Here is a 26,748-nt window from a genome sequence, read left to right as displayed (position 1 = left end):
AAAGAGTTGAAATACTTTGAAAGAACAGGGCCGACATTGTTCATGCCTTTCTTTGAGGCATATGCCGGTAATTGCTGAAAATCAGGCCCTCGGATGAGCTTTGGCGTACGCTTCCTTCAGCCTGTTGAACGTCACATGGGTGTAAAGCTCCGTGGTCGTCAGACTGCTGTGGCCAAGCATTTCGCTGACGCTTTTCAGGTCCGCGCCGCCGTTGAGCATGTGCGTTGCAAAGGTGTGCCGGAGCATGTGGGGGTTTTTCTTTTCCGATTCGGTAACCGGTGAGAGATACCGCTTTGTCATTCTCTGCACAAGCATGGGATAAATCTGTCTGCCTTTTGCCGTTACGAAGACTTTTGAAGCCTCGCCAGCCCCCTCTCTTGATATTCTAAAGAAGTTTCGCCGGACTTCAAAATAATTTCTGAGCGCCACGGCGGCAGGTTCTCCGAGTGGCACGATCCGCTGTTTGCGCCCCTTTCCGGTAACTTTCAGATAGCCGTGCGCGAGATCGACATCGGCGGTTTCCAGACCTGTCAGCTCCGAAAGGCGCAGGCCGCAGCCGTAGAGCACTTCGAGAACCGCCCGGTCTCTTGCCAGTTCGAACTTCTGTTCCCCGGCCTTCCGCCCCTCCTCCTTGCCGATAGACTGTTGAGCAGACGGAGCGAGCTGATCGAAAAGCCGCGATGCCTCGTCTTCGCTCAGGAATTCGGGCATCTTCCGATCGAGCCTTGGCGTCAGAACCAGCGAAAGCGGAGAGCGCTCGATCTTTCCGGTATCGAGCAAGTATCGGTAAAAGCTTTTGATCGAGGCGAGCTTGCGGGCAATCGAGCGAGGCTTGACTCCACCATCAAGCTGGTGGCCCATGAAATGCCGCACATCGGGCGCCTCGACCAGCTCCGGATCGACGGCGGCAAGATCGTCGAGACGACCTTCATCCTTCAGGAATTCAAAAAACTGTATCAGGTCGGTCGTATAGGCCGTCACCGTTCTGGGCGAGACGTTGCGGGCGGACTGGAGATACGCGAGAAACGCATCGAGCCACCGGCAACTGGCGACCTCTTTTTTCGGGAATCGAGCAGGGGTGCTTCTCTTCATGAGATAACCAGACTGACGAGGCGTTCTCTCTCTTTGATGTAATACAACCGGTGGTCTTTGATGAGAAAACTGTTGAAAACCGGCATCGGTTCCCCGGAAGCCATTACCTCTTCATGAACAAGCCGATCACCTCCGGTGACGCTCAGCGCGGAGACCCAGCTGGGAAGCCCCTCCGCGCCGCTCTCCATCCGGTGGCGCACCGTGACGCTCGTCGCGCCGCTTTCGATGCGCTCGACGTGACCAGGCCCATCGAAAACGACGTCGGGCAGAAGGATGCCCTGGCGCTCCTCTTCGCTTTGCGCCGCGTCGCGGAGCCGGTTGGGACGCTCGTGCGCCGTGCCGAAGTGTTCGAGTTCACGACCGGTCAAGGGATCGATCAGGAAATAGTCCCGCTCGGGAAACCCCGCGAAGACGAGTGAACGGTAGGCGAGAAATGCGTCGCCGAGATTAGCCGTGAACACGAGATCGGGACGACTCCAGGCGACGCGCCCTGCCGGAAGATCGAGCGCCCAAATGCCTTGGTGCTCCGGACTTCCCTGCTGATAAGTGTGGCAGAAAAGCAAACCGCCGTGAACCGTTTCAAGCCCGATCATCCAGCCATCGCCAACCGGAGCCGCGTTTTCGCCCCCGGCGGTCAGCACGAAATCGTCGCACAGCACACGGCCCGTGGAGGATTCGAGGCAGAAGAACGCCGCCTTGCGCTCCCGCGGAAAACGCTTGATGCCCATCACCGTTTCGTCGCCGAACATCAGTTGCCAGATGAGCGCGCCGTTGCCGCCGCTCCACGACCACTGCGTTCCGGCTTCTGGCTGCCCTGAAACTTCAGTGTTCATACCTTCGCCCGTTGCATTTTGTAAATCGTCACGGCCACCGTCTGGTCGCCATCGGCGTCGAACATGCGCGTCTCGGCGACTTCGAATCCATTCTCATGCACCAGTTCGAGAAACTGATCGGCAAGCCGACGACGAGGATCGGCGATAAAAGCCGCTCCGCCGGGAGCGAGCAGCGCGTCGATGGCCGTAACGATGGGCAGCAAATTGACCCGCTCGTAGAGGACGTCGGCGGCAATCACGGCATCGAACTTCTCGTTCCCCTTGACCATGCGCCAGTCGAGGCGGCAGGTATCGAGCGCGACGCGGTTTAGCATCGCGTTGTAGGCGACGAACCGCAGCGCCTCGGTCGAGTAATCGGTACAGAGTACGCGAGCGCCGCTCCTGGCGGCGGCGATGCTCGCCATGCCGACACCGGCCCCGAGTTCGAGCACCGACTTTCCGGCAAGCTCACCGGTCTCGACGATTTGGCGAGAGAGCGTCACTGCGGCGGGCCATATCTCCGCCCAGTAAGGCATCTGCTCGTCCTTCACGAACTCTGCGGGATCGATGCGATCGAGAAGAGCGTAACTGTCGAGTACGCTCAAAAAGGTGAAATCGCTCTGGCCGAAACGGTGGGCAACCTCGCGCAGGTCGTACTCGGAATCAAGTTCCGTGCGCAGTCGGATCAGTTCTTCTTCAATGGCCGCGTCCGAACTCCCGGACACCGGCGCCATGTATCTTTCAAAAGGCATGAATGAAACTCCTGATGGTAAATATCGTCACGAATTTAATGAATATCGCTTCCGTTTTCTATTTTGCAGCGCTATCGAGAACCACTTCAAACCATACGGTAAAATCTATGAAAAAAGAGATCATCGAAGTTTTCGACAACACCTATCCCGGAAGGGACTACACCATCGAGATCGTCAACCCCGAATTCACCTCGGTCTGCCCGAAAACCGGCCTGCCCGACTTCGGCACGATCACCGTGAATTACGTGCCCGACAAAAGTTGCATCGAGCTGAAGTCGCTCAAATACTACTTCCTCGAATTCCGCAATGCCGGAATCTTCTACGAAAACATCACCAACCGGATTCTCGACGACCTGGTCGAAGCCTGCCAGCCAAAGAAGATGACCGTCAGAACCGACTGGAACGCCAGGGGCGGCATCACCGAAACCGTAACGGTCAGCTACAGCAAGAGCGAAGAGTAACCCCCTCCAATGCAGAACGCCCCGGAAATCCGGGGCGCTGCTGAGATGAAACCTCTGTTCTGAACTCCATACGGAATCAGAACTTCTCGTTGAGCCAGACGCTGATGGGATCGACCTCGGCATCGGAAATGCCCGCTCCGGGGAAGCCCTGCATACGCTTGACGATCAGCTTGACCTGACCAGTCTTCTTGTACTTGGTGCGGAACAGATCGGCGACGGAGTCGAGGGTATGGCACTTGTTGCACCGTGCGTCAACAAGCTCCTTGGCGGCATTGAAATCGAAACCTTCGGGAGCCGGAGCGATGTCGCTCGTGGCAGCCGGCTTGTTGAGGAATTCGCTGAGTTGCTCGACGCTGCGGATGGACTTTCCGTCCAGCGTAGTGGTACGTCCTCCCTCCCAGTAAAGCCTGAGGCTGAAGAACATCACCATGACGATCACGAAAATGCTCAGCGGGAAGCTCAGGAACCACTTGTCGCTGATGGCTCCGGACATCTTGCCAAGACCCATGATAATGAGAGAAGCGCAGAAAATGAGGAGGAACCATCCCATGAATGACTTCAGCGGAACCAGAGCAGGAATAGAATTCGGCGCCGGAGCGTAGCCAGTCAGAAATGATACGGAGAAAAACAAAGCTCCCATTAAGACAGCCCCGCCTACTGCAAGAGCAATAAGCTTACCGTTTGACTTGTTGTCCATGACAGGTAATGGATTAGGTGTTAGCCGCTTTTAAGAATTTATTGAGAAAGATAAGCATTATTGGCAAAGGGGACAAACATTTAAGCCTAAAAAGCGTCAAACATTATCGCCAAATCCAGACACGTTGGATTTGGCATTTTGCTTGCCGCCTCGCGAAGCGTAAGTTTCATGGAAGTACCAGCCATTGCCCAACCAGAAGTCCCGATACCATGATCACCACAACGACCAGCGTCGTCGATTTCGACAAAGCCTCGCTCGATTTCCGCTACCTGCTCGACTGCTTCGTCGAGGTGCTGAAAAGTCTCGGCCAGGAGGCGCTCGCCCAACACATCGGCGGCGAGAGCAACGCGCCGATCCGTGAGTTCAGCCAGGCCGAACGCGCCATCCAGGCCTGGTCGATCGTTTTCCAGCTCCTCAACATGGCCGAGGAGAACTCCGCCGCCCAATACCGCCGCCGCCTCGAATCCACCGAGGGAGTCGAGTCGCTCAGCGGCTTGTGGGGCGAGGCGTTGCGCCACCTGAAAAGCCTCGGCGTCACCGAAGCCGATATCGCCGCCGAGCTTCCCGAAATCGAGGTCGAGCCGACCCTCACGGCGCATCCGACCGAAGCCAAGCGCCGCACCGTGCTCGAACAGCACCGCGAGCTGTACCTGTTGCTCGTCAAGCGCGAGAACCGCATGTGGACGCCCGCCGAGCGCGACAAAATCCGCGCCGACATCAAGGTGGTGCTCGAACGGCTCTGGCGCACCGGCGAAATCCTGTTCGAAAAACCCGAGGTAAGCACCGAGCGCCAGAACGTGCTGCACTACCTGCACACCATCTTTCCCGACATTCTGCCCATTCTCGACAGCCGCCTCGAAAAGGCGTGGAACGTGGCCGGATTCGACCCGGCAATCACCGCCGATCCGCGCAACCTGCCGCGCCTCAGCTTCGGAAGCTGGGTCGGCGGCGACCGCGACGGGCATCCGCTCGTCACCGCCGAAACCACGCGGGAGACGCTCCGGGAGATGCGCCGCCACGCCATCGTGCTCGTTCGCAGCCAGCTCGAATGGCTCGCCTCCATGCTCAGCCTCTCGGGCCGCTTCCAGTCCCCCTCCGGAGCGATGGAGGAGCGCATGGAGACGCTGCGCCACAAACTCGGCGATGAAGGGTTGACGGCCTTCGAGCGGAACCTCCATGAACCGTGGCGGCAGTTCGTCAATCTCATGATCGAGGCTCTTCCCGATGAGAGGGCGACGCCGCTCGACGGAACAACGGAATCCGGGCGCTACTGTTACCGCCGCCACGCCGAGCTGCTCGCCGACCTGGAGCTGATGATGGCCTCGCTCACGGCCATCGACGCTCGGAACATCGCGCTTGGCGACGTCGCGCCGGTCTATCGCATCGTGCAGACCTTCGGCTTTCACCTCGGACGGCTCGACATCCGCCAGAACAGCCGCTTCCACGACCTCGCCATCGCACAGCTCATGACGGCGGCAGGCCTCGACGGCAAGGGCTTTCCCGAATGGAGCGAACAGGAGCGTCTCACGTTCCTCGACCGCGAGCTGCTCTCGCCGCGCCCCTTCACCCACCCCGACATGCACGCCGGCCCGGAGGCCGAAACCGTGCTCGCCTGCTACCGGGTGCTCTTCGACCACTACCGTCAATTCGGCCCCGACGGCATCGGTTCGCTGATCGTCAGCATGACGCGCAACCTCTCCGACCTGCTCGTCGTCTATCTGTTCGCCCGCGAGGTCGGCCTCATGACGCCGCACGGCGACGGCGACGCCTGCCCGATTCCGGTGGTGCCGCTCTTCGAGACCATCGACGACCTCGAACGCAGCCACGACATTCTCGACCGCTTCCTCTCGCACCCGGTCACGCGCCGCAGCATCGCTTTGCAGCAGGAGCTGCACGGACGAAAGAAGCCGGTGCAGCAGGTGATGGTCGGCTACAGCGACAGCAACAAGGACGGCGGCATCATCGCAAGCCTCTGGAGCCTCTACCGCTCCGAAGAGCGTCTCATCGAGGCGGGCCGGAAGCATGGCGTCGATGTGCTCTTCTTCCACGGACGCGGCGGCAGCATCAGCCGCGGGGCGGGGCCGACCCACCGCTTCATCCGGGCGCAGCCGCACGGCTCGCTCGACGCCGGACTCCGCGTCACCGAACAGGGCGAAACCATTTCGCAGAAATACGCCAACCGCATCAGCGCGGCGTATAATCTCGAACTCTTCCTGGCCGGAGTCGCCGAAGCGCGGCTCGACCACCGCAAGGAGGGCTACCGCCCGCACCCGCTCGAAAAGGCGATGGACACGCTCGCCCGCAGCAGCAACAAAGCCTACCGGCAGCTCATCGAAGCCGACGGGCTGATCGACTTCTTCCGCCAGGCTACGCCGATCGACATCATCGAATCGAGCCGCATCGGCTCGCGCCCCGCCCGCCGCACCGGACGGCAGAGCCTCGAAGACCTCCGCGCCATCCCGTGGGTCTTCAGTTGGAACCAGGCCCGCTTCGGCATCTCCGGATGGTACGGCGCAGGCACGGCGCTCGAAGAGCTTCGCGCCACCGATCCCGAAACCTTCGAGGTGATGCGCAAAAGCGACTTCTCCTGGGCGCCGTTCCACTATATTATAAACAACATCGCCACCAGCATTTTGTCGGTCGATCCGTGGATCATGGAGCAATACGCCGCGCTGGTGGAAGATCGAGCCATCCGCGAAAACCTGCTCGGTATGATCCAGGCCGAATACCTCCGCACGATGCGCCTGCTCGACCTGATCTACGGCGGCCCGCTCAGGGAGAAGCACTTCAACGTTTACCGCTTCATCGAAACCCGCCAGGAGGGCCTCGGCAAACTGCACCGCTTGCAAATCGACCTGCTCAAAAGCTGGCGAGCCGCCAAAGCTTCGGGAGACGAAGAACTGGCCGATTCGCTGCTCCCGGAACTGCTGCTCACGGTCAATGCAATTTCCGGTGGATTGAGGACAACGGGGTAAGCGCACCATGGGCGGATAAGATCGATCAACGCACGAAGCCTCGTCACCAGTCGGGGCTTCGCTCTTTCTCTTCTGGTATTGTCAAACGGATCACCTTGAGTCAGCAAGAACCATGATAGTCAGCGAAAAATTGTCGCTGCTGCTGCGCACATTCCTGAATCCACGGCGAGAAACTTTAACCGCAACTCTCGTGGTTAGTGCAAGACGGAAGAAATGAGCATCTCCATAAGTGCAACCGATGGATACCGTCACTGAATCCAAGCTGAAAACACTCCATGCTGCGCTATTTTTTCAGAAACAAACTACACCTTTCGCTTCTTTCAGCGCTTGCCGCCGCGAGCTGGTCGGTCTATTTCGAAATTCCGGTCAACGGCTGGGCCATTCTGACCGTTTTTCTGCTGACATTTTCAATTTACCAGTACAACCGCCTTACCGATGATATCGAAGATGCCATCAACGACCCCGACAGTCTTGAACGCGCCACCAAAAGTGATATTTTCATCACCTATGTGATTTTCTATCTGATCTCCATCCTTTCTCTGGTGATCGCCTCGCGTTTCGGCGCATCAGCATTTCTGGCCGCAGCGTTCATCATCGTCATCGGTTACCTCTACAATCACAAAACAATCCCTCTCCATCTCGCCAAACGCCTGAAGGGCGCGCGACGGCTGAAAGACATCTACATCGTAAAAAATCTCACCCCTCCGCTCGACTGGGCAACCGCGCTCATCTTTCTTCCCCTCTTCTTCGAAGGCCGTCCGCTTTCGCTCAAAGCCTGGATCTGCTGGGGCTATGTTTTTATCTGCGCATTTTTTATCGAAGTGATGTGGGACATGCGGGATAGGCACGGAGACCTCGTGAGCGGAATCAAAACGATCGGAAACACCTTGACCTTTCCGCAAACCAAACGACTGCTCATCGCCATAAGCCTCATCTCCGGAGCGATTCTCTTCGGGTTCACCTTCACAAAAATCCTTCCGGCATCAAGCTACTTTCTTCTGTTGAACAATGTCGCCGTCATGGTCATCGCCACGATGTACTCGGAGCACAAGGAGCCTTTCATGCGCAAGATCAGTGACTTGACCATCGTTCTGGCCACCGTTCTCTTTCTCTCTTTCGGATTGATTGCCTTCTATTCGAGATAACCCGTTCGGGCTGCACTTGATGTAATAGTTGCGCAACGAGTTGACAACTATGAGCCACGACAAATAACATTCTTATATTTGAATGAATGGTAAACCCGTTTGTGTAACCCATCACAGAGAAGGATGTCCCGAAACACAACTCCGTTCAGGGAGAAGCACTTCAACGTTTACCGTTTCATCGAAACCCGCCAGGAGGGCCTCGGCAAACTACACCGCTTGCAAATCGACCTGCTCAAAAGCTGGCGAGCCGCCAAAGCTTCGGGAGACGAAGAGCTGGCCGATTCGCTGCTCCCCGAACTGCTGCTCACGGTCAATGCAATTTCCGGTGGATTGAGAATGACGGGGTAAAAAAAGAATTTCCGGACAATGACTCTTTTGTAACCTTTTCTATCAACCAAACAGGAGACCTCCATGCGCATCGAAGAGATGATTTCCGCGATCCAGAAGGAACTCGGTATCAGCGTTGACGGCAAAGCCGGCCCCCAAACCTGGGGCGCGATCTATCAACGTATCGTCCCGCAAAAAGAGGCGGATACCGAACCGCCGGTCACCGTCACCGCAGTGGACAGCCGCAGCGAAAAAGCCATCGCCACGCTCCTGCCCGAGGTGCAGCCTCTGGCGCGCGCCCTTGTCCATAAAGCCGCCAGCGTCGGCATCACGATCAAAATCATCAGCGGGCTCAGAACTTACGCCGAGCAGAATGCGCTCTACGCCAAGGGACGCAACGAGCCGGGGGATATTGTCACCAAAGCCAAGGGCGGATACTCCAATCACAACTTCGGCATCGCCTTCGACATTGGCGTATTCGAAGGCAACAAATATCTGCCGGACTCCCCCAAATACAAGGCCGTCGGCGCGTTGGGAGTGGACTTGGGACTCGAATGGGGAGGAAACTGGAAAACCATCGTTGACCAGCCGCACTATCAGCTCCGGCCCGACTGGGCGAAAGAGATGCCCGAAAAGCAGATGCTCGCCGAACTGCGTACAAAGCACGATAGCGAAGGCGGCGTTTACGTATAGCTGAACTGAGAGTCAAGCTGCGCCCGGCCAAGCTACCGAGCTGGCCGGGCAGTTTGACGGAAGGGTGGTTGAACAATTGAATTGAAAACTCGTACAGGGTTGAGAAAATTGATTCACGGTTGAATATTGCCGTTTTTGATGAACGTTTTCACAACAATTATTTTATCTGCACCTTTTTTTAAGGTAGTATAGCGCAACACCACAGTACTCTTTCAGAAAACCGTTCTGATCTTTCGATCCCCATTCTGCAATCAGCTCCTCAACCTGTTTTCGACTTGCCGAACCTTGGAATTCAGACAATCGTCTGGTTACAGCACTCCAGACCGCTTTTCTATTATCGACCAACCTGCTAAAATTAAGATTGAGAACATTATTCAGTTGATCGTCAAACCCAGCATCGTCGGAAACAATCTTTCCTGTATTCAGGTAACGAATCCGCAATCTATCGTGATGGGTTGGCTCTGCCGAATTGAAAAGAAGGTCGTCATCCCCTTTTCTTGTATCGCAATGCTGTAGCTCTGATTTGCTCCCTTTATTACCCAAACAGCAACCGAGCAGATTGGCATAATCGAGTTGTTTCTTTGGGTACCCTGTACGGCATTGCCAATGCTCGACCTTCATGCTCTTTTCTTCAGACCTGATCCGGCTCATACAGTAGGCACAGAGATAACCCTGTTCCTTAACGAGTCCGACCCGAATATCCTGCTTGACCGTGGTAAACGTCAGGCCATTGCAGTCCGGCCCATTATAAAGCGCATCGGGATGAGAACGATAGGTCGATAACGACACAGGTTCGCTTGATTTATTGATCGGAATCATTCCTGCATTTCGTTATCGAGTTCAAGCATCGCAATGGTCGATTCAGCTTCTACAAGAGCCGGGATCGAGCCCTTGAGATCGATTTTCATTTGCTCGATCAGTTTTCTTGCTGCCTCAAAATCATCCTGATCGATTTTTTCAGCAATGACATCGAGCCGACGAGACACATCACTGTTGATCCCCGGATCGTCCATCAACTCCCTGAGAATCTGGGAAGAGTCCAACCCGTACGATTGGGAAGGTTGCGCATAGTGTATTTCGCCATCTTCACGATAGAGCAAACGGATCGATTCAGGCGAAACTTCGCTCAGTATCTGCGGCGAATGGGTCGTTACAACAAATTGTACATTGGGAAACACTTCCGTCAGCTTTGTAATGACTCTGCGCTGCCATGACGGGTGAAGATGAAGATCGATCTCATCGATGAAGATAACCCCTTCGCCATCGAGCGGATTTTTCCTGAGTGGGTTAGCAATAGCCAGGCGACGGGCAATATCACCGATCAGGGCGATAAAACATTTTTCACCTGCTGAAAGATCATCTATTTTCAGTTCCTCACCATCTTTAATCACAACCATCCGAAGCGGCTGACGCTTTATTCTGAAATTGCGATACTCTGGAAGAAATTTTTCCAGAGCCTGACGCACCGCCTGTAACTGTCTATCCGGGTAGCTGGACTCTCCTTTATTCCTGTAATTCTCGTTTTCTATATCTTCACGCTCACGAAACCACTCGAAGAATAGTGAAAAGTCTGCTCCGCCTATCAAAGACTCGTCATAGATCGATACAGGATCGAAGTCATGCTTTGTTCTGATACGAAGCGGTATTCTGATAACCGCGCGTTCAACCGGATAATATGCAATAACCGGCAAAGCTTTTTCGTGATCGAGCTTTTCACGGAGAGAATAGACAATATCTCTGAGATCGCTCAGATCACTTTTTTTACCCTCTATCACTCCTTTACGGCTTTTCGCCAGAGACCATTTTCCTGTGGATGTTGCAATTAAAGCTTCGGCATACTTTGCACCATGCATTATGTCACGTTCATCTATTGAACGACCATTACCCGAGTCGCGTTTTGTTCGGGCAGTCAACCACGAGAGCAACAATGCCAGCGCATCGACAACCGTTGTTTTTCCGATCCCGTTGACTCCGGCGATGACCGTGAGTTTCGGCTCCAATGGCAGTATCATCTTCTTGATGCCTCTGAAATTCTGCAACTCCAGCTTCTGAGTAGTCAACATGGCTTAACAAGTCTTTTCAGCTTTACAAACACTTTTATTAAAATAACAGTAAAAATATTTATTCCACTCGTAATCCCGGCAATCCTTCGACGATTTCGACGATTCTCAGCCTTACGGTGATGATGCTGAGGAGAAGGTTGAAGATGTAGCGTGGGTTCCCGGTTTGGCGGTTCCAGTTGTTGGGGGCGTTGACTTTGAAGCGGTTTTTTATCAACAGTGGAATCTAACCCCCTTTTGCATCAAAAAAGCTTTACCGCCATCCCATCGTGCCGCATAATGCGGAATTCACCGTATTTTTCCGTATAATCAGGCAAAAGCGGCGGTTAACCCCTAACCTTATATAACCGGCGCTGGCAGTGAATCAACCCCTACTCATTGTCCCATATGCTTACCAAACTCTGCGCGGCGGCGCTGCTGGGCATCGATGCCCTGAAGGTCGAGATTGAAACCAACGTCTCCGGCGGCTTGCCCGCATTCACGGTGGTCGGGCTGCCGGACAGCGCGATCAAGGAGAGCCGGGAGCGGATTCTGACGGCTATCCGCAACTCCGGCTTCGAGTTACCGTCGAAAAAAATCACGGTCAACCTCGCGCCTGCGGACGTCAAAAAGGAGGGCACCTCGTTCGATCTTGGCATCGCCGTCGGGCTGCTTGGCTCGCTTGGCGAGATCAAGGGACAGTTCGAGGATACCATCGTGCTCGGCGAACTGGCGCTCGACGGCTCGGTGCGACGCATCAGCGGTACGCTGCCGATGGCCGTGATGGCCGCGAAGGAGAACATCCGGTGGATGATCGTGCCGAAAATGAACGCGGCGGAGGCGGCGGTGGCCATTTCGGCGACCGGAGCGGCGACGCAGGTGTTCGGCGTCGAAACGCTCGTCGAGGCCGCCAGGCTGCTCAACGGCTCCATCACCGCCGAGCCGGTGAACGTCAACGTGGCGGAGCTGTTCGACTGCGAGCCGGAGTACCCGGTCGATTTCGCCGAGATCAAGGGGCAACTCGCCGCCAAAAAGGCTATCGAAATCTCGGCGGCGGGCGGGCACAATCTCTTGATGATCGGCCCGCCCGGCAGCGGCAAGACGCTGCTGGCCAAGGCGATTCCGGGCATTTTGCCGCCGCTCGGCTTCGAGGAGTCGCTCGAAACGACCAAAATCTACTCGGTATCGAGCCTGCTCGAACGCAACCGCCCGCTCATGATCACGCGCCCCTTCCGCAACCCGCACCACACGAGCAGCAACGTCGCCTTGATTGGCGGCGGCGCGCAGGCCAAGCCAGGCGAGGTGAGCCTGGCGCACAACGGCGTGCTCTTCCTCGACGAGCTGCCGGAGTTCACCCGCAGCGCGCTCGAAGTGCTGCGCCAGCCGCTCGAAGACCGCGAAGTGACCGTCTCGCGGGCGGCGCTTACGACGCGCTATCCGGCGGGCTTCATGCTGGTGGCGGCCATGAACCCCAGCCCCGCAGGGCCGCTGAAAGATCGCGACGGCCTGCCGACCGCCTCGCCGGAGCAAATCCGGCGCTACCTCTCCAAAATCTCCGGCCCGCTGCTCGACCGCATCGACATCCACATCGACGTGCCGAAGGTCGAAAACATCGAGCTGTTCTCGAGCAATCTGGCCGAAAGCTCCAGCGCGATTCGCAAGCGGGTCATCGCGGCGCGAGCCGTGCAGCACGAGCGCTACGCCGCGCTGCCCTCGCCGCGCATCTTCACCAACGCGCAGATGAACTCGAAGCTGATCCGCAAGTTCTGCAAGCTCGACCAGCAAAGCGCCGAAAAGCTTATGGACGCCATGAACCGCCTGAACCTCTCGGCCAGGGCGCACGACCGGATTTTGAAGGTCAGCCGCACCATCGCCGACCTCGACGGCGCGGAGCATATCGAAATGAAGCACCTGGTGCAGGGCATCCAGTACCGCAGCCTCGACCGAGAGTTCTGGAGTTTTTGAGGGGGGAGAGCGAACGGATCAGGGGAAATGCGCTTGAGCGCGGATGTTCAGAGAAAAAAAGGCCGCTTGGCTATATTAGGAGCCTTACCGTTCTTTCTTGGACACATCCGACGATGCACATCAACACATTACCGATCACAGAATGAAAGCAAATGGATCATTCCGGCATACGCTACTGCTTGCCGGAGCACTTCTCGGTTCATCACCGGCCATCGCTGCCGAGCCGATCGAGCAGAGGATTGCCGGCCTCGAAAAGGAGCTTGCCGAACTGAAAGCCCTGGTCAAAGCACAGAGTGCGACTTCATCCACGTCGCAGACGGCTGCCGCCCCCCAGACCGCCAGCAAGCCCGAAGTTTCGTCTCCGGCGACCGTGACGGTCTCTTCGGGCGCGAAGCTCCAGTTTTACGGATTCGCCCGTTTCGACGCTTCGTACGACACAGGCCGGATCACGCCGGGCAACATCGCGCTCTACGCCCCCTCGGAGAGAACGGTCAACGACGATGCCGAATGGAACCTCACGGCAAATGCAACGAGAATCGGCATGAACCTCTACGGCCCCGATACCGAGACGATGAAGCTGACCGGCAACATCGAGTTCGATTTTCTGAGCTACGTCGGCGCGGAAAACAATTCGAGCCCGCGCCTTCGCCACGGCTACCTGAAAGCGTACTGGCCGACAAGCGATTTCAGCATCATCGCCGGGCAGACCTGGGACGTGAACGGCTCGCTCATCCCGTTCGTGGATGATCCGGCCATCATGTGGGATGCAGGAAACATCGGCGGACGCCATCCGCAGCTTCGCCTCACCAAAGGGTTCAAGTCGGGTGACAAGAGCCGCGTCGAGGTTGCCGTGGCGGCAGCGAGGACGATTGGCGAGACAAACATAAGCGGCGCGGATTCGGGCAAAGACGCCGCGATGCCCTCGATTCAGGGACGCCTGGCGCTTTCGACGCCGCTCCTTGTTTCCGGAAAACCGGCAACCATGGCTGTCTCTGGCCATTACGGGCAGGAGGAGTGGGACACGGCTGCCGACGGAACACATGAGACTCTCGACTCGTGGTCGTGCGTGCTCGAACTGTCGCTGCCACTGAGCGACAGGCTGCTTTTCGCCAGCGAGCTGTTCACCGGCGAGAATCTCGACGATTACTGGGGCGGCATCGGTCAGGGCCGGAACGGCGTCACGGCCATCCGCTCGCGCGGCGGCTGGGCGGCCCTGCGCTATGCGGCAAGCCCCGAGACGACGCTGAGCATCGGCGCGGGCATGGATGACCCGAATGATGATGATGTGCTGTCGATAACCGGCCGGACGCTGAACGAAACGCAGTTCATCTCGGTAACGCACCGCATCACGCCGAACTTCATTCTCGGCAGCCAGCTATCCCGCTGGAGAACCGACTACAAGGATGCCGACGAGGGCGACGCCATCCGCGCCCAGACTTCCGTGACCTACTCGTTCTGAGCTTTTCCGGGGCGGCTCTTGTGGCCGCCCCTGGAAAATTCAACCAACCGTCACTTTATCGTCACTTCGACCGGATCGAGCGCCAGCACTTGCGGCTCTTCCGTGCGGAGGAGGAAGCGGGCGGTTTTTGTGCCGGGCAGGCGGGTGAGCGGCTCCAGCTCGCCGAGCGATTGCCGGAGCACTCCGGCGGTCAGCGCCGATGCCAGCTCAGAGGCGTCGCCCGCGAGCAGGTATTCGAGCCAGGTTTTGCGGGCGGGCAGGTAGAGCAGCTCCGGCTTGGCTTTGGCGTCCATCTTCGCGAGCTTTTGGGCCTCCTGCACGGCGTCGGCGAGGCCGCCGATGCGGTCGATGAGACCAACTTCGAGCGCCCGCTTGCCGCTCCAGACGCGGCCTCCAGCCACGGCATCGACCTCGGCGGGCGTCATCTTGCGGCCTTTCGCCACTTTGGCGATGAAGTCGTCATAAATCGTGCCCGCGGTTTCGACGAACTTGCGGAACGATGCGTCGTCGAACGCCTTGAATGGCGTGTAGGCGTCGGCGAAACGTCCGCGCGTGAGCACTTCGCGGCGGATGCCGGTCTTTTCGAGCAGGCCGCCGAGGTCGGGCTTGAGCGAAAAGACGCCAATCGAGCCGGTTATGGTGAGCGGTTCGGCGAATATCTTGCTGCCCGCGAGCGCCACCATGTAGCCGCCCGAGGCCGCCACGCCCGACATCGAGGCCACGATCGGCTTTTGGAGCCGAGCCTCCTGGAGCAGTTCGAGCATCGTCGAAGCGGCAAGCGCGTCGCCGCCGGGACTGTCGATGCGCAGCACGATCGCCTTGACCTTCGGGTCGTCGAGCGCGGTCTGGAGCGCCTGCTTCACGGTGGAGACGTCAGTGACTTCGGCTTCACCCACTCCGCCCGCGCCGTCGCTGACGATCATGCCGGTGATGGCGACCACGGCGATCCGGTCGCCGCTGCTCTTCGGCCTCATGCCGCCGGTCGCGCCGAGATACTCCCGTCCGCCCACGAACAGCTCTCCGGCGGGTTTGCCGAGCCGCTCTTCGTACTCCTTTTCGAGCTGGCGCTCGGTGGCGACGCGGTCGACGAGGCGCAGCGCGAGCGCCTTTTCGGGCGTCAGCACGGCGAGCGAATCGACTACGTTCCTGAACTCAGCCGGGTCGATATGGCGATGCCGCGACACGGAATCGAGATAATCCGCCCAAGCGTCGTCGAGCAGCGCATTGGTCTCTTCGAGATTTTCCGGGCTTGGCGAACTCCGCGTGAAGGACTCGACGGCGCTCTTGTACTTTTTCCACTGCGCCGCCTGGAAGCTCACGCCAAGCTTTTTGAGCGGATCGCTAAAAAAGAACATCTCGGCCTTCAGGCCATCGAGCATCATCCACGAGCCTTTCCGGACGATGACGGAGTCGCAGGCGGCGGCGAGCCGGTAATCCTTGTCTTCGGGGGTATCGAGCAGGGCGGTCACTTTTTTGCCAGATTTCCGCAGTTCGGCGATGGAGCGCTCCAGCTCCTGCGCCTTCGCCGCCGGAGCGCCGAGGCCATCGATTTCAAGCAGCACCGAATCGACCCGCTTGTCGGCTCGGGCGCGATCGAGGATCGTCAGCAGCTCTTCGAGCGAGAGCGGCTGGCGCGCGCCGCCAAGGGGTAACGACGCGGCATCGGGCGAGCGCTCGTCGATAGCGCCGCTCACGGGCACGCGGAGCACGAAACGACCCGGAAGCCGGTTGCCCCACTGTTGCGCAAACCATCCCAACCCGGCAAGCAGCAGGACGGCGACGACCGCCGTCAGGCATCCGGCGCGGAAACATCCGCCTTTTTCTCGATTCTTGTCGGCCATATCAGATGGATTGAATCAATGATAAAGAATGCAGCTCACCTTGTGCGACGGGTCATCCTCGAGCGGCAGCAGCTCCGGCTCGCGCTTCCGGCACTCCTCTTTGGCGAAGGGGCAGCGGGGGTGGAAGCTGCATCCGTCGGGGATTGAGAGCGGCCCCGGCAGGTCGCCCTTGAGCACGATGCGCTCGCGCTTGTGGCCGAGTTCTGGCATCGGAATGGCCGAAAGCAGCGCCTGGGTGTAGGGGTGCTTCGGACTGGCGTAGAGCGTTCCGGCGTCGGCGATTTCGACGATCTTGCCGAGATACATCACCGCCACGCGATCCGAGATGTACTCGACCACCGAGAGGTCGTGCGCGATAAAAAGATAGGTCAGCCCCAGCTCGCGCTGCAAATCCTTGAGCAGGTTGATGATCTGCGATTGGATCGAGACGTCGAGCGCCGAAACCGGTTCGTCGCAGATGATGAACGACGGGTTGACGGCCAGCGCCCTGGCGATGCCGACGCGCTGGCGCTGGCCGCCGGAGAACTCGTGCGGATAGCGGTTGGCGTAGTCGCGGTTGAGGCCCACCGTGTCGAGGAGCTGGTCGATTTTCCTGGCGGTGGCCGACGCGCCTTTGGTGATGCCGTGCACCTTGAGCACCTCGCCGAGCGTCTGCCCGACGGTCAGGCGCGGATTGAGCGAACCGAAAGGATCCTGGAAGATCATCTGCATCTCCGTGCGCAGCGGCCTGAACTCCCGGTTGCCAAGGTCGGTGATGTCGCGGCCACAGAAGACGATTTTGCCCCCTTTCGAGGGCTGCACGAGCCGCACGATCGAGCGGCCAAGCGTGGTCTTGCCGCAGCCCGACTCGCCGACCAAACCGAGCGTTTCGCCCCGGAAGACCTCGAACGACACGCCGTTGACCGCCTTTGCGACCTGCTTGCCGCCGGATAGTCCGGAGTTCCTGACCGGAAAATGAACTTTCAGTCCGCTGACCGACAGTATCTGTTCACGCTGCATGGGTTCGCATCGATCTGTTTCTCATAATTTTTGCTATAATAATGGTCATAATATACAAGCTTCCCGAATAAAGGCCGCCCCTCTTCAACTGGCGCAACCATTGATACACTCCCGCGACGAACATAAAGGTACGCTCTCCGTGGTGGCCACCCCGCTCGGCAATCTCGACGACATGACTTTCCGCGCGGTCAAAACGCTGCACGACGCGGGCGCGATCGCCTGCGAGGACACCCGGCGCACCTCGATTCTGCTCAAGCACTTCGGCATCGAGGGCAAGCGGCTGGTCAGCTACCACAGCTTCAACGAGGAACGCGCCGTGCGGCAGGTGATCGAGCTGCTCGAAGCGGGCGAGGACGTGGCGCTCGTGACCGACGCGGGTACGCCCGCCATCAGCGATCCCGGCTACACGATGGCGAGCGCCGCGCACTCGGCGGGCCTGCCTGTCGTGCCGGTACCGGGCGCGAGCGCCCTGACGGCTGCGCTCTCGGTCTGCCCGCTGCCGTCGAGCAGCTTCTTCTTCGCCGGGTTCCTGCCGCACAAAAAGGGGCGCAAAAGCCGCCTCGAATTTCTGGCGTCGCTGGACAGCACCGTCGTTTTCTACGAATCGCCGCACCGGATCGGGCGGCTGATGGAGGAGGTCAAGGAGCACTTCCCCGAAGCGCAGGTGTTCGCCGCCCGCGAAATCACCAAGATGCACGAAGAGTACGTCACCGGCGCGCCCGACGACCTGGCGGCCCACTTCACCGGCCAGAAGCAGCGGGGCGAGTTCGTCGTGGTCGTCCATCCGGCAGACAAACGTTCAAAAAAGAGACAGGAACATGCAGATCATCACTAATCCGGCTGAAATGCAGGCTATCGCCGAAAAGCTGCGCCTCCAGCACCAGTACATCGGCGTCGTCATGACGATGGGCGCTCTGCACGAGGGACACCTGAGTCTGGTGAAACTCGCCAGGGAGAAGGCCGGAACGGTCATCATGACCCTCTTTGTCAATCCGACGCAGTTCGGCCCCGGCGAAGATTTCCACCGCTATCCGAGGCCTTTCGAACAGGACGCCGCCCTGGCGCGGTCGGCAGGCGTTGACTACCTGTTCGCGCCATCGACGGAAGCGATGTATCCGGAAAGCTACTCGACGATGATCGATCCCGGTCCCATCGCAACGCGCTTCGAAGGCGCGTCGCGGCCCGGCCACTTCAGCGGCATGGCGACGGTAGTGGTCAAGCTGCTCGGCATCACGCGCCCACACCTCGCCATCTTCGGCGAGAAGGACGCGCAGCAGCTCACCGTCATCCGGCGGGTGGTAGCCGACCTGAACATCGCCGTGACAATCCTCGGCGCTCCTGTCGCCCGCGAAAGCGACGGACTGGCCACCAGCTCGCGCAACATCTACCTCTCGTCGGACGAGCGGCAGCAGGCCTCGGTGCTCTACCGCGCCATCAGGTACGCCGCCGAGCAGATCGAACAGGGCCGCGCCGACCTCGACGCCATCGCCTCGGAAGCCGAAGCGCTGGTGAACTCCGAACCGGACGCGCAAACCGGCTACCTCTCTTTCGTCGATGAGGCGACCTTCGAGCCAGCCGCCAAAGCGGCGCCAGGCAAAGCCTGTCGGCTCATCATGGCCGTACGCATCGGTTCGACCAGACTGATCGACAACTGGAGATTTGAATTTCAGTAACGCGCCGGAGCGGGAGCAGCGCGAAAGCGCCGCCGATACTGGAAGGCAACAATTTTATAGTATATTACTTAACTTTTTAATTTTTTTGAATTGGCTTCGACCGTGACCGGCATCCAGCTCCCTGATTTTTCCATCTGACATGGAATCGCCGCGAAGGTCAACCGAAGAGGTTCATCACTACTAACCACAACAGATTTCCATGTTTATCAAAAAAGAGATCGATCTTGGACAGGGTAAGGTAATCACGATCGAAACCGGCAAAATGGCCAAACAGGCTGACGGCGCGGTCGTCGTCGCCCTCGGAGACACCATGGTGCTCGCCACGGTGGTTTCGACCAAAACTCCGCCGCCGCTGAACCAGGACTTCTTCCCGATGCAGGTCGAGTACCGCGAAAAATATTCGGCGGCAGGCAAGTTCCCCGGCGGCTTTTTCAAGCGCGAAGGACGCCCTTCCGAAAAGGAGATTCTCTCCGCCCGACTGATCGACCGCGCTTTGCGCCCGCTCTTCCCTGACGGTTACTACCACGAGACCCAGATCATCATTTCGGTCATCTCCTCCGACACGATCAACGACGCCGACGTGCTTGGCGGCATCGCCGCTTCGGCTGCCATCATGGTTTCCGATATTCCGTTCCAGAACCCGATGTCCGAAGTTCGCGTCGGTCGCGTCAACGGTTTCTTCATCGTCAACCCCGACATGAACGAGCTGTCGCAGAGCGATATGGACATCTGCATCGGCGGCACCGAGGATACCATCTGCATGTTGGAAGGCGAGATGAAGGAGATCTCCGAAGTCGAAATGCTCGACGCCATCCGCTTCGGCCACGAAGCCATCAAGAAAATCTGCGCCCTCCAGCGTGAACTCGCCACCGAGGTAGCCAAGCCCAAACGCCCATTCTCTCCGACCGTCGCGCCGAACGTACTGGTCAATTTCGTCGAGGAGCACTGCTCGGCCGAGCTGAAAGCTCTGGCCTACACCCCGCTCGCCAAGGAGGAGCGCGCCGAAAAGACCAAAGCCATCTACACGCAAACCCTCAGAAAAACCCTCACGCACTTCACCGACCGCGTCGGCCCCGATCAGATCGAAGCCGATCCGTCCAGCGCCTTCTGCCTGAACGAGCACATGATCGAAGAGTGCATCCACGCCGTCGAAAAGAAGGTGATGCGTCACATGATTCTCGACGATAGCAAACGCCTCGATGGCCGTACGCTGGAGCAGGTTCGTCCGATCAGCATCGAGCTGGGCCTCATTCCGAGGGCGCACGGTTCTGCGCTCTTCACGCGCGGCGAAACGCAGGCGCTCGTCACGCTCACGCTTGGCACCAAAAAGGACGCCCAGTCGGTCGATACGCTCACCGACGACAAGGACAAGCGCTTCATGCTGCACTACAACTTCCCGCCCTTCTCGGTCGGCGAAACCGGCAGGCTCGGCGGCACCGGACGGCGCGAGATCGGTCATGGCAACCTGGCCGAGCGCTCCATCAAGATGGTGATGCCTCCGGAGCAGGAGTTCCCGTACACCGTGCGCCTTGTGTCTGACATCCTCGAATCGAACGGTTCGTCGTCGATGGCCTCGGTCTGCGGCGGTACGCTGGCCGCGATGGACGGCGGCATTCCGCTCCGGAAGCCGGTCTCCGGCATCGCGATGGGCCTCATCAAGGAGGGCGACCACTACGCCGTGCTTTCGGACATTCTCGGCAACGAGGATCATCTCGGCGACATGGACTTCAAGGTTGCCGGCACCCGCGACGGCATCACCGCCTGCCAGATGGACATCAAGATCGACGGCCTGGACTACCACATCCTCGAAACCGCGCTCGAACAGGCGCGTCGCGGACGCCTGCACATCCTCGACGTCATGACCGAGGCCCTTCCCGAATCGCGCGAAGACATCGGCAGGTACGCGCCGCGCCTCACCACCATCCAGATTCCGGTGGACGCCATCGGCATGGTGATCGGCAAGGGCGGCGAAACCATCCGCAGCATCACCGAGGAGACCGGCGCGGAGATCAACATCGAAGACGACGGCACGGTCACCATCGCCTGCTCCAGCCCCGAAGGCACCAAAGCGGCGGTCGAGACCATCAAAACCCTCGTCTCCAAGCCGGAGGTCGGCACGGTTTACATGGGCAAGGTTCGCGACATCCGCGACGAGCTTGGCGCTTTCGTCGAGTTCCTGCCGAAGACCGACGGCCTGGTGCACATCTCGGAGATTGCACGGGAGCGCATCGCCAAGGTGAGCGACGTGCTCAAGGTGGGTGACCGGGTCAAGGTGAAGCTGATCGACGTGCGCAAGGATCCGCGCACCGGCAAAACCAAGTTCGCCCTCTCGATCAAAGCGCTGCTCGATAGCAATGAGCAGCCAGCCGGAACAAACGGCGCGACGCAGCCGGAACGGGACTAAACGCGACGCAACTGAAACGAAGGCAGTGCGGGGGAAATAACCCTGCACTGCCTTTTTTCATTACCGGCGCGGGATTATCTTCCCGGCATCATTTTTGAAAACGATCAGTGCAATAATGAAATACGATTTTTCAACCATAGAGCGGAAGTGGCAGGCCCGGTGGGCAAACGAAGAGACCTTCGCATCGGGACAGGATCGGGAAAAACCGAAATATTACGTGCTCGACATGTTCCCCTATCCGAGCGGATCGGGGCTGCACGTCGGCCACCTCGAAGGTTACACCGCCACCGACATCGTCGCCCGCTACAAGCGCTGCCGGGGCTTCAACGTGCTGCACCCGATGGGGTGGGACGCCTTCGGCCTGCCCGCCGAGCAGTTCGCCATCAAGACCGGCACCCATCCCCGGCTGACCACCGAGGTCAACGTCTCCAACTTCCGCGAGACCCTCAAGAGCATGGGCTTCTCCTACGACTGGAGCCGCGAAATCAACACCACCGACCCGAACTACTTCAAGTGGACGCAGTGGATTTTCCTGAAGCTCTACGAAAAAGGGCTGGCCTACATCTCGGAGGTGGACGTCAACTGGTGCGAGGAGCTGAAAGTCGTGCTGGCCAACGAGGAGGTTGACGAAAAGCTGGCCGACGGCTACACGGTGGTGCGCCGCCCGCTCCGCCAGTGGGTGCTGAAGATCACCGCCTACGCCGAGCGGCTGCTTGAGGATCTCGGCGACGTTGACTGGCCGGAGAACGTCAAGCAGATGCAGCGTAACTGGATCGGCCGCTCCGAGGGCGTCGAAATCGACTTCGAGCTGCGCTGCCACCGCACCAACCTGCGCGTCTATACCACCCGCCCCGACACGCTTTTCGGCGCGACCTACCTCGTCATTTCGCCGGAGCATCCGATGGCCGAAAAGCTCGCCATCGCCCAGCAGCTCGTCGAGGTCAAAAAATATATCGAGCAGGCCAGGCTCAAAACCGAGCTGGAGCGCACCGGTTTGCAGAAGGAGAAAACCGGCGTATTCACCGGCTCCTACGCCATTAACCCGGCCACGGGCGAGGCGCTGCCGGTCTGGATTTCGGACTTCGTGCTCACCAGCTACGGCACCGGCGCGATCATGTCCGTCCCGGCGCACGACAGCCGCGACTGGGAGTTCGCCAAGAAATTCGGCCTGCCGATCCGCGAAGTGATCAAAAGCCCGCACGACGTCGAGGAGGCTGTGTTCGAGGGCAAGGAGAGCCTCTGCGTGAACTCGTCGAACGACGAAATCTCCATCGACGGCCTCGACTTCAAAACCGCCTTCGACCGCATGGCTGCGTGGCTGGAGTCGAAGGGCAAGGGCAAGGGCAAGCGCAAGGTGAACTACAAGCTGCGCGACTGGGTCTTCAGCCGCCAGCGCTACTGGGGCGAGCCGATCCCGATCAAGCACTACGACGACGGTTCGATGCGCCCCGAAACCACGCTGCCGCTCACGCTGCCCGAAGTGGAGGCCTACCAGCCCACCTCGACCGGCGAGTCACCACTGGCCAACATCGAGAGCTGGCTCTACGGCGAGGACGAGCACGGCAAGTTCCGCCGCGAAACCAACACCATGCCGCAATGGGCCGGAAGCTGCTGGTACTACCTGCGCTTCATCGACCCGCAAAACAGCGACGAGCTGATCGATCCGGCGCGCGAACAATACTGGATGAACGTCGATCTGTACATCGGCGGCGCGGAGCACGCGGTGCTTCACCTGCTCTACTCGCGCTTCTGGCACAAGGTGCTCTACGACCTCGACGTGGTCAGCACCAGAGAGCCGTTCCAGCGCCTCTTCAACCAGGGGATGATCCTCGGCGAGGATAACGAGAAGATGTCCAAATCGCGGGGCAACGTCATCCCCGCCGACCACGTGCTGAGCGCCTACGGCGCGGACGCGGTGCGGCTCTACGAGATGTTCCTCGGCCCGCTCGAACAGGTCAAGCCATGGAACACCAACGGCATCGAGGGGATCAGCCGCTTCCTCGGCAAGGCGTGGCGTCTGGTCTGGGAGGAGTTCGCCGAAACGCCGAGAGTTACCGATGACAAGCCGTCGGAGGCGATTCTCAAACGGATGCACAAGGCGATCAAAAAAGTGACCGAGGACACCGAACAGCTCAAGTTCAACACCGCCATTTCGGAGATGATGGTGCTCGTCAACGAGCTGCACAGGGCGAACTGCTACAGCCGCGAGGCGGTGGAGACCGTGCTCGTGCTGCTCTCGCCCTTCGCGCCGCACATCACCGAAGAGCTGTGGCAGACGCTCGGCCACGCGGAGTCGATCAGCGGAGCCGCATGGCCGGTGTTCGATCCGGCGCTCGCCGCGGACGACGTGCTGACCATCGCCGTGCAGGTCAACGGCAAGCTGCGGGGCACTTTCGAGGCTCCGGCGGGCTGCGCCAGGGAGGAGATGATCGAGGCGGCCAAAAAGGTCGAGAGCGTCGTGAAGTTCCTCGACGGGCAGAGTATCGTCAAGGAGATCGCCGTGCCCGGCAAGCTGGTCAACTTCGCCGTCAAGCCAGCAGGAAAGTAAACGGGATCATACCGATGCGATATAAAATTACCTTTTTGGCATGACCTGATTTTCTGTAAATTTTAGTTCACAATTTTCAAGGGCTGGCTGCCGGGCCCTTACCCAAAACCGGCCAACCGTCAGCGCCCTCTCAAGGGGTGGCAGGCTTTTTTTTCAATACAAAACCGTTTTACCAATGGCAACTGAGCAAACAACCGGCCAGCCCTCTGAATCGATCAGTTCGGTTCTCTCCGAACGCAGGAAATTTCCGCCGACGGCAGAGTTCTCTTCCTCAGCGCACGTTTCGAGCATGGAACAGTACGAACAGCTCTATGCAGATGCCGCCGCCGATCCTGACAAGTACTGGGGCGACCTGGCCTCGCAATTCCACTGGTTCAAACCCTGGGACTCGGTGCTCGAATGGAATGCTCCTTATGCCAAATGGTTCAACGGCGGCACCACCAACATCAGCTACAACTGCCTCGACGTTCACGTCAACAGCTGGCGCAAGAACAAGGCGGCGATCATGTGGGAAGGTGAAGAGGGCAACGAGCGTATCCTCACCTACGGCGAACTGCACCGCCAGGTCAGCAAATTCGCCAACGTCCTGAAAATCGCCGGCATCAAGCCGGGCGACAGGGTGGCCGTCTACATGGGCATGGTGCCAGAACTGATCATCGCCGTGCTCGCCTGCGCCAGGGTTGGCGCGGTGCACAACGTCATTTTCGCCGGCTTCGCCGCCCACGCCATCACCGAAAGGGTGAACGACTCCCGCGCCAAAATGGTCATCTGCGCCGACGGAACCCGTCGCCGCGGCGGTTCGATCAACCTGAAAAACATCGTTGACGAAGCGATCGTCAATACCCCGTCGATCAGGAACGTCATCGTCCTGAAAGTCACCAACGAGCAGATCACCATGCACGACGGCATGGATCACTGGTGGCACGACCTCATGGGGCTGGCCGAAGACGAGTGCGAAGCGGCGCAGGTGGAGGCCGAACATCCGCTCTTCCTGCTCTACACCAGCGGCTCGACCGGCAAGCCGAAAGGCATTCTGCACACCACGGGCGGCTACATGGTGCACGCCGCCGCCTCGTTCAAATATGTGTTCGACATCAAGGACGAAGATATCTACTTCTGCACCGCCGACGTTGGCTGGATCACCGGCCACAGCTACATGGTCTATGGCCCGCTGCTCACCGGCGCGACCGTCTTCATGTACGAAGGCGCACCGAACTATCCGCAGTGGGATCGCTTCTGGGACATCATCAACCGCCACAAGATCACCATTTTCTACACCGCGCCAACGGCCATCCGCGCCTTCATCCGCGCCGGCAACGAGTGGGTCACCAAGCACGACCTCCGTTCGCTCCGCCTGCTCGGCACGGTCGGCGAACCGATCAACCCTGAAGCATGGATGTGGTATCACAAGTACGTGGGACAGGAGAAGTGCCCGATCGTCGATACCTGGTGGCAGACCGAAACCGGCGGCATCATGGTTTCGCCAATGCCCGGCGCGACCCCGACCAAGCCCGGCACCGCCACCCGCCCGCTTCCGGGCATCATGGTGGACGTCGTGCACAAAGATGGCACCCCGTGCAACGCCAACGAAGGCGGCTATCTGGTGATCAAGCACCCGTGGCCCTCGATGCTCCGCACCATCTACGGCGACAACGAGCGCTACGAAAAGACCTACTGGTCTGAATTCCCCGGCATGTACTTCACCGGCGACGGCGCGAGAAAGGATGATGACGGTTACATCTGGATCATGGGCCGCGTCGATGACGTGGTGAACGTCTCGGGTCACCGTCTCGGCACCAGCGAGGTCGAAAGCGCTCTCGTGTCGCACGAAGCGGTCGCCGAAGCCGCCGTGGTCAGCCGTCCGGACGACATCAAGGGCAATGCGCTCGTCGCGTTCGTCACGCTCAAGGACGGCTACGAAGGTGACGCGAAGCTGCGCGATGAACTCGGCAAGCACGTCGCCAAGGAGATCGGCGCCATCGCCAAGCCGGACGAAATCAAATGGGCGAAGGGTCTGCCGAAAACCCGGAGCGGCAAAATCATGCGCCGCCTGCTCCGCGAGCTCGCCACCTCCAACGAGATCAAGGGCGACGTCACCACGCTCGAAGACCTCGGCGTGATCGAAAACCTCCGCGAACAGGAAGACGAAGGCTAAGCTGAACACAGCGCCACAATGAAGAAGCCCCGGCAAAAAAACCGGGGCTTCTTCGTTTAGGTAAAACCATTTTCTCTCAGACCGATCAGCCAGATCAGTCTGATTGGACTGATCTGGCCTGCCCCCCGCAAGACTCCCGCCCAATCGGCGTCAAACATGGTGAAACAATATATTCACCACTCCCAAAACCAATCATGAAACCGACACTGAAATCCTGGGCGACTCCGCTTATCATCGCGACCTTCATCATTTCCGCCGTCACCGGCATCCTGATTTTCTTCCACAAAGAGGGCGGTCTCATCAAGCCGGTGCACGAATGGCTGAGCTGGGCGCTCGTCACAGGCGGCGTACTCCATACGATTGCGAACTGGAAAAGCTTCACCAACTACTTCAGCCGCAAGGCGGCGCTGGCGATCATCTCCACGGGCCTGATCGTCACCGTCGCCGCCATCACGGTTCCCTCGCAGGGCAAAGGCGGCAACCCGATGAAAAGGATCAGCAACACGCTTTCGACCGCCTCGGTTGAAACCCTCGCGCCAGTCGTGAAGTTGAGTCCCGAACAGGCGATCGCCAAGCTCGAACAGAAGGGTCTCAAGGTCGGTGATGCAAGCCAGAGCATCAAAGCAATCGCCGCCGCCAACGGCAGCGAAGAGCAAAAGGTTATCCTCGCACTGTTTGAATGACGGATGATTTGTAGGGGCAGACCTGTGT

The 26,748-nt window shown here is 59.0% G+C and carries 21 protein-coding genes; 13 read left to right on the top strand and 8 right to left on the bottom strand.

The window, feature by feature from the left end; genetic code table 11:
- Nucleotides 1-81: 81 nt before the first annotated feature.
- The 3 genes from FGF66_RS03340 to FGF66_RS03330 are packed head-to-tail and all read right to left on the bottom strand — an operon-like array spanning nucleotide 82 to nucleotide 2,656.
- The gene (locus FGF66_RS03340) at nucleotides 82-1,092 is read right to left on the bottom strand and encodes a tyrosine-type recombinase/integrase (RefSeq protein ID WP_139456290.1); all 1,011 of its coding nucleotides are present in this window, start codon (nucleotides 1,090-1,092) and stop codon (nucleotides 82-84) included.
- The gene (locus tag FGF66_RS03335; protein ID WP_139456289.1) at nucleotides 1,089-1,925 is read right to left on the bottom strand and encodes a DUF4905 domain-containing protein; all 837 of its coding nucleotides are present in this window, start codon (nucleotides 1,923-1,925) and stop codon (nucleotides 1,089-1,091) included. The genes FGF66_RS03340 and FGF66_RS03335 overlap by 4 nt, the downstream gene beginning before the upstream one ends.
- Nucleotides 1,922-2,656 (bottom strand): class I SAM-dependent methyltransferase, encoded by a 735-nt coding sequence (locus FGF66_RS03330; protein ID WP_139456288.1) that lies wholly within the window; start codon nucleotides 2,654-2,656, stop codon nucleotides 1,922-1,924. Before FGF66_RS03330 ends, FGF66_RS03335 begins: the two co-directional genes overlap by 4 nt.
- A gap of 107 nt (nucleotides 2,657-2,763) precedes the next feature.
- Here FGF66_RS03330 and queF point away from each other — a divergent pair, with 107 nt between their 5' ends.
- Entirely contained in the window at nucleotides 2,764-3,117 is a 354-nt protein-coding gene (gene queF / locus FGF66_RS03325; RefSeq protein WP_139456287.1) for a preQ(1) synthase, read from the top strand.
- Nucleotides 3,118-3,193: 76 nt separating this feature from the next.
- Here queF and FGF66_RS03320 read toward each other — a convergent pair whose 3' ends face one another.
- The gene (locus FGF66_RS03320; protein ID WP_139456286.1) at nucleotides 3,194-3,814 is read right to left on the bottom strand and encodes a photosystem P840 reaction-center cytochrome c-551; all 621 of its coding nucleotides are present in this window, start codon (nucleotides 3,812-3,814) and stop codon (nucleotides 3,194-3,196) included.
- Nucleotides 3,815-4,023: 209 nt separating this feature from the next.
- Here FGF66_RS03320 and FGF66_RS03315 point away from each other — a divergent pair, with 209 nt between their 5' ends.
- The 4 genes from FGF66_RS03315 to FGF66_RS03300 all read left to right on the top strand — a co-directional run bounded on the left by FGF66_RS03315 (nucleotide 4,024) and on the right by FGF66_RS03300 (nucleotide 8,954).
- Nucleotides 4,024-6,789 carry a phosphoenolpyruvate carboxylase gene (locus FGF66_RS03315; RefSeq protein WP_139456285.1) on the top strand — a complete coding sequence of 922 codons (2,766 nt, stop codon included), beginning with the start codon at nucleotides 4,024-4,026 and terminating at the stop codon, nucleotides 6,787-6,789.
- Between the two features lie 275 nt (nucleotides 6,790-7,064).
- Nucleotides 7,065-7,934 (top strand): UbiA family prenyltransferase, encoded by an 870-nt coding sequence (locus tag FGF66_RS03310; RefSeq protein WP_139456284.1) that lies wholly within the window; start codon nucleotides 7,065-7,067, stop codon nucleotides 7,932-7,934.
- Between the two features lie 123 nt (nucleotides 7,935-8,057).
- Nucleotides 8,058-8,282, top strand: coding sequence for a phosphoenolpyruvate carboxylase (locus FGF66_RS03305; RefSeq protein ID WP_139456283.1), 225 nt, complete (start codon nucleotides 8,058-8,060; stop codon nucleotides 8,280-8,282).
- A 63-nt stretch (nucleotides 8,283-8,345) separates the two neighbouring features.
- Nucleotides 8,346-8,954, top strand: coding sequence for a M15 family metallopeptidase (locus FGF66_RS03300; RefSeq protein ID WP_139456282.1), 609 nt, complete (start codon nucleotides 8,346-8,348; stop codon nucleotides 8,952-8,954).
- A 162-nt stretch (nucleotides 8,955-9,116) separates the two neighbouring features.
- Here the strand turns inward: FGF66_RS03300 and FGF66_RS03295 are convergent, their stop codons facing one another.
- A complete protein-coding gene (locus FGF66_RS03295; RefSeq protein WP_139456281.1) occupies nucleotides 9,117-9,773 on the bottom strand; it encodes a retron system putative HNH endonuclease in 657 nt (218 codons plus the stop codon).
- Complete coding sequence (locus tag FGF66_RS03290) at nucleotides 9,770-11,017, bottom strand: AAA family ATPase (protein ID WP_139456280.1); 1,248 nt, start codon at nucleotides 11,015-11,017, stop codon at nucleotides 9,770-9,772. Before FGF66_RS03290 ends, FGF66_RS03295 begins: the two co-directional genes overlap by 4 nt.
- Before the next feature lie 384 nt (nucleotides 11,018-11,401).
- Between FGF66_RS03290 and FGF66_RS03285 the strand changes: the two genes are divergently transcribed.
- Both FGF66_RS03285 and FGF66_RS12565 read left to right on the top strand, forming a co-directional pair.
- Nucleotides 11,402-12,958 (top strand): YifB family Mg chelatase-like AAA ATPase, encoded by a 1,557-nt coding sequence (locus tag FGF66_RS03285; protein ID WP_139456279.1) that lies wholly within the window; start codon nucleotides 11,402-11,404, stop codon nucleotides 12,956-12,958.
- Between the two features lie 142 nt (nucleotides 12,959-13,100).
- Complete coding sequence (locus FGF66_RS12565) at nucleotides 13,101-14,417, top strand: DcaP family trimeric outer membrane transporter (protein WP_170181187.1); 1,317 nt, start codon at nucleotides 13,101-13,103, stop codon at nucleotides 14,415-14,417.
- Nucleotides 14,418-14,467: 50 nt separating this feature from the next.
- Here the strand turns inward: FGF66_RS12565 and sppA are convergent, their stop codons facing one another.
- Nucleotides 14,468-16,258 carry a signal peptide peptidase SppA gene (sppA, locus tag FGF66_RS03275; protein WP_139456278.1) on the bottom strand — a complete coding sequence of 597 codons (1,791 nt, stop codon included), beginning with the start codon at nucleotides 16,256-16,258 and terminating at the stop codon, nucleotides 14,468-14,470.
- A gap of 15 nt (nucleotides 16,259-16,273) precedes the next feature.
- The gene (locus tag FGF66_RS03270; protein WP_139456277.1) at nucleotides 16,274-17,257 is read right to left on the bottom strand and encodes an ABC transporter ATP-binding protein; all 984 of its coding nucleotides are present in this window, start codon (nucleotides 17,255-17,257) and stop codon (nucleotides 16,274-16,276) included.
- A gap of 103 nt (nucleotides 17,258-17,360) precedes the next feature.
- Between FGF66_RS03270 and rsmI the strand changes: the two genes are divergently transcribed.
- The 6 genes from rsmI (at nucleotide 17,361) to FGF66_RS03240 (ending at nucleotide 26,720) form a co-directional block, all read left to right on the top strand.
- Nucleotides 17,361-18,092 (top strand): 16S rRNA (cytidine(1402)-2'-O)-methyltransferase, encoded by a 732-nt coding sequence (gene rsmI, locus FGF66_RS03265; protein WP_139456340.1) that lies wholly within the window; start codon nucleotides 17,361-17,363, stop codon nucleotides 18,090-18,092.
- A complete protein-coding gene (gene panC, locus FGF66_RS03260; RefSeq protein ID WP_139456276.1) occupies nucleotides 18,076-18,930 on the top strand; it encodes a pantoate--beta-alanine ligase in 855 nt (284 codons plus the stop codon). The genes rsmI and panC overlap by 17 nt, the downstream gene beginning before the upstream one ends.
- A gap of 199 nt (nucleotides 18,931-19,129) precedes the next feature.
- On the top strand, nucleotides 19,130-21,334 hold the full coding sequence (locus FGF66_RS03255; RefSeq protein WP_139456275.1) for a polyribonucleotide nucleotidyltransferase: 2,205 nt from the start codon (nucleotides 19,130-19,132) through the stop codon (nucleotides 21,332-21,334).
- Between the two features lie 115 nt (nucleotides 21,335-21,449).
- Nucleotides 21,450-23,882: a leucine--tRNA ligase gene (gene leuS, locus FGF66_RS03250; RefSeq protein WP_139456274.1), complete on the top strand. Its 2,433-nt coding sequence runs from the start codon at nucleotides 21,450-21,452 to the stop codon at nucleotides 23,880-23,882.
- A gap of 175 nt (nucleotides 23,883-24,057) precedes the next feature.
- Nucleotides 24,058-26,037 (top strand): acetate--CoA ligase, encoded by a 1,980-nt coding sequence (acs, locus tag FGF66_RS03245; RefSeq protein WP_139456273.1) that lies wholly within the window; start codon nucleotides 24,058-24,060, stop codon nucleotides 26,035-26,037.
- Between the two features lie 194 nt (nucleotides 26,038-26,231).
- A complete protein-coding gene (locus FGF66_RS03240) occupies nucleotides 26,232-26,720 on the top strand; it encodes a DUF4405 domain-containing protein (protein WP_139456272.1) in 489 nt (162 codons plus the stop codon).
- Nucleotides 26,721-26,748 lie beyond the last annotated feature (28 nt).

Source organism: Chlorobaculum thiosulfatiphilum, from assembly GCF_006265165.1.
Classification (GTDB): domain Bacteria; phylum Bacteroidota; class Chlorobiia; order Chlorobiales; family Chlorobiaceae; genus Chlorobaculum; species Chlorobaculum thiosulfatiphilum.
Note: the sequence above shows the minus strand (reverse complement) of the source record. Positions and strands in the feature narration are given on the sequence as shown.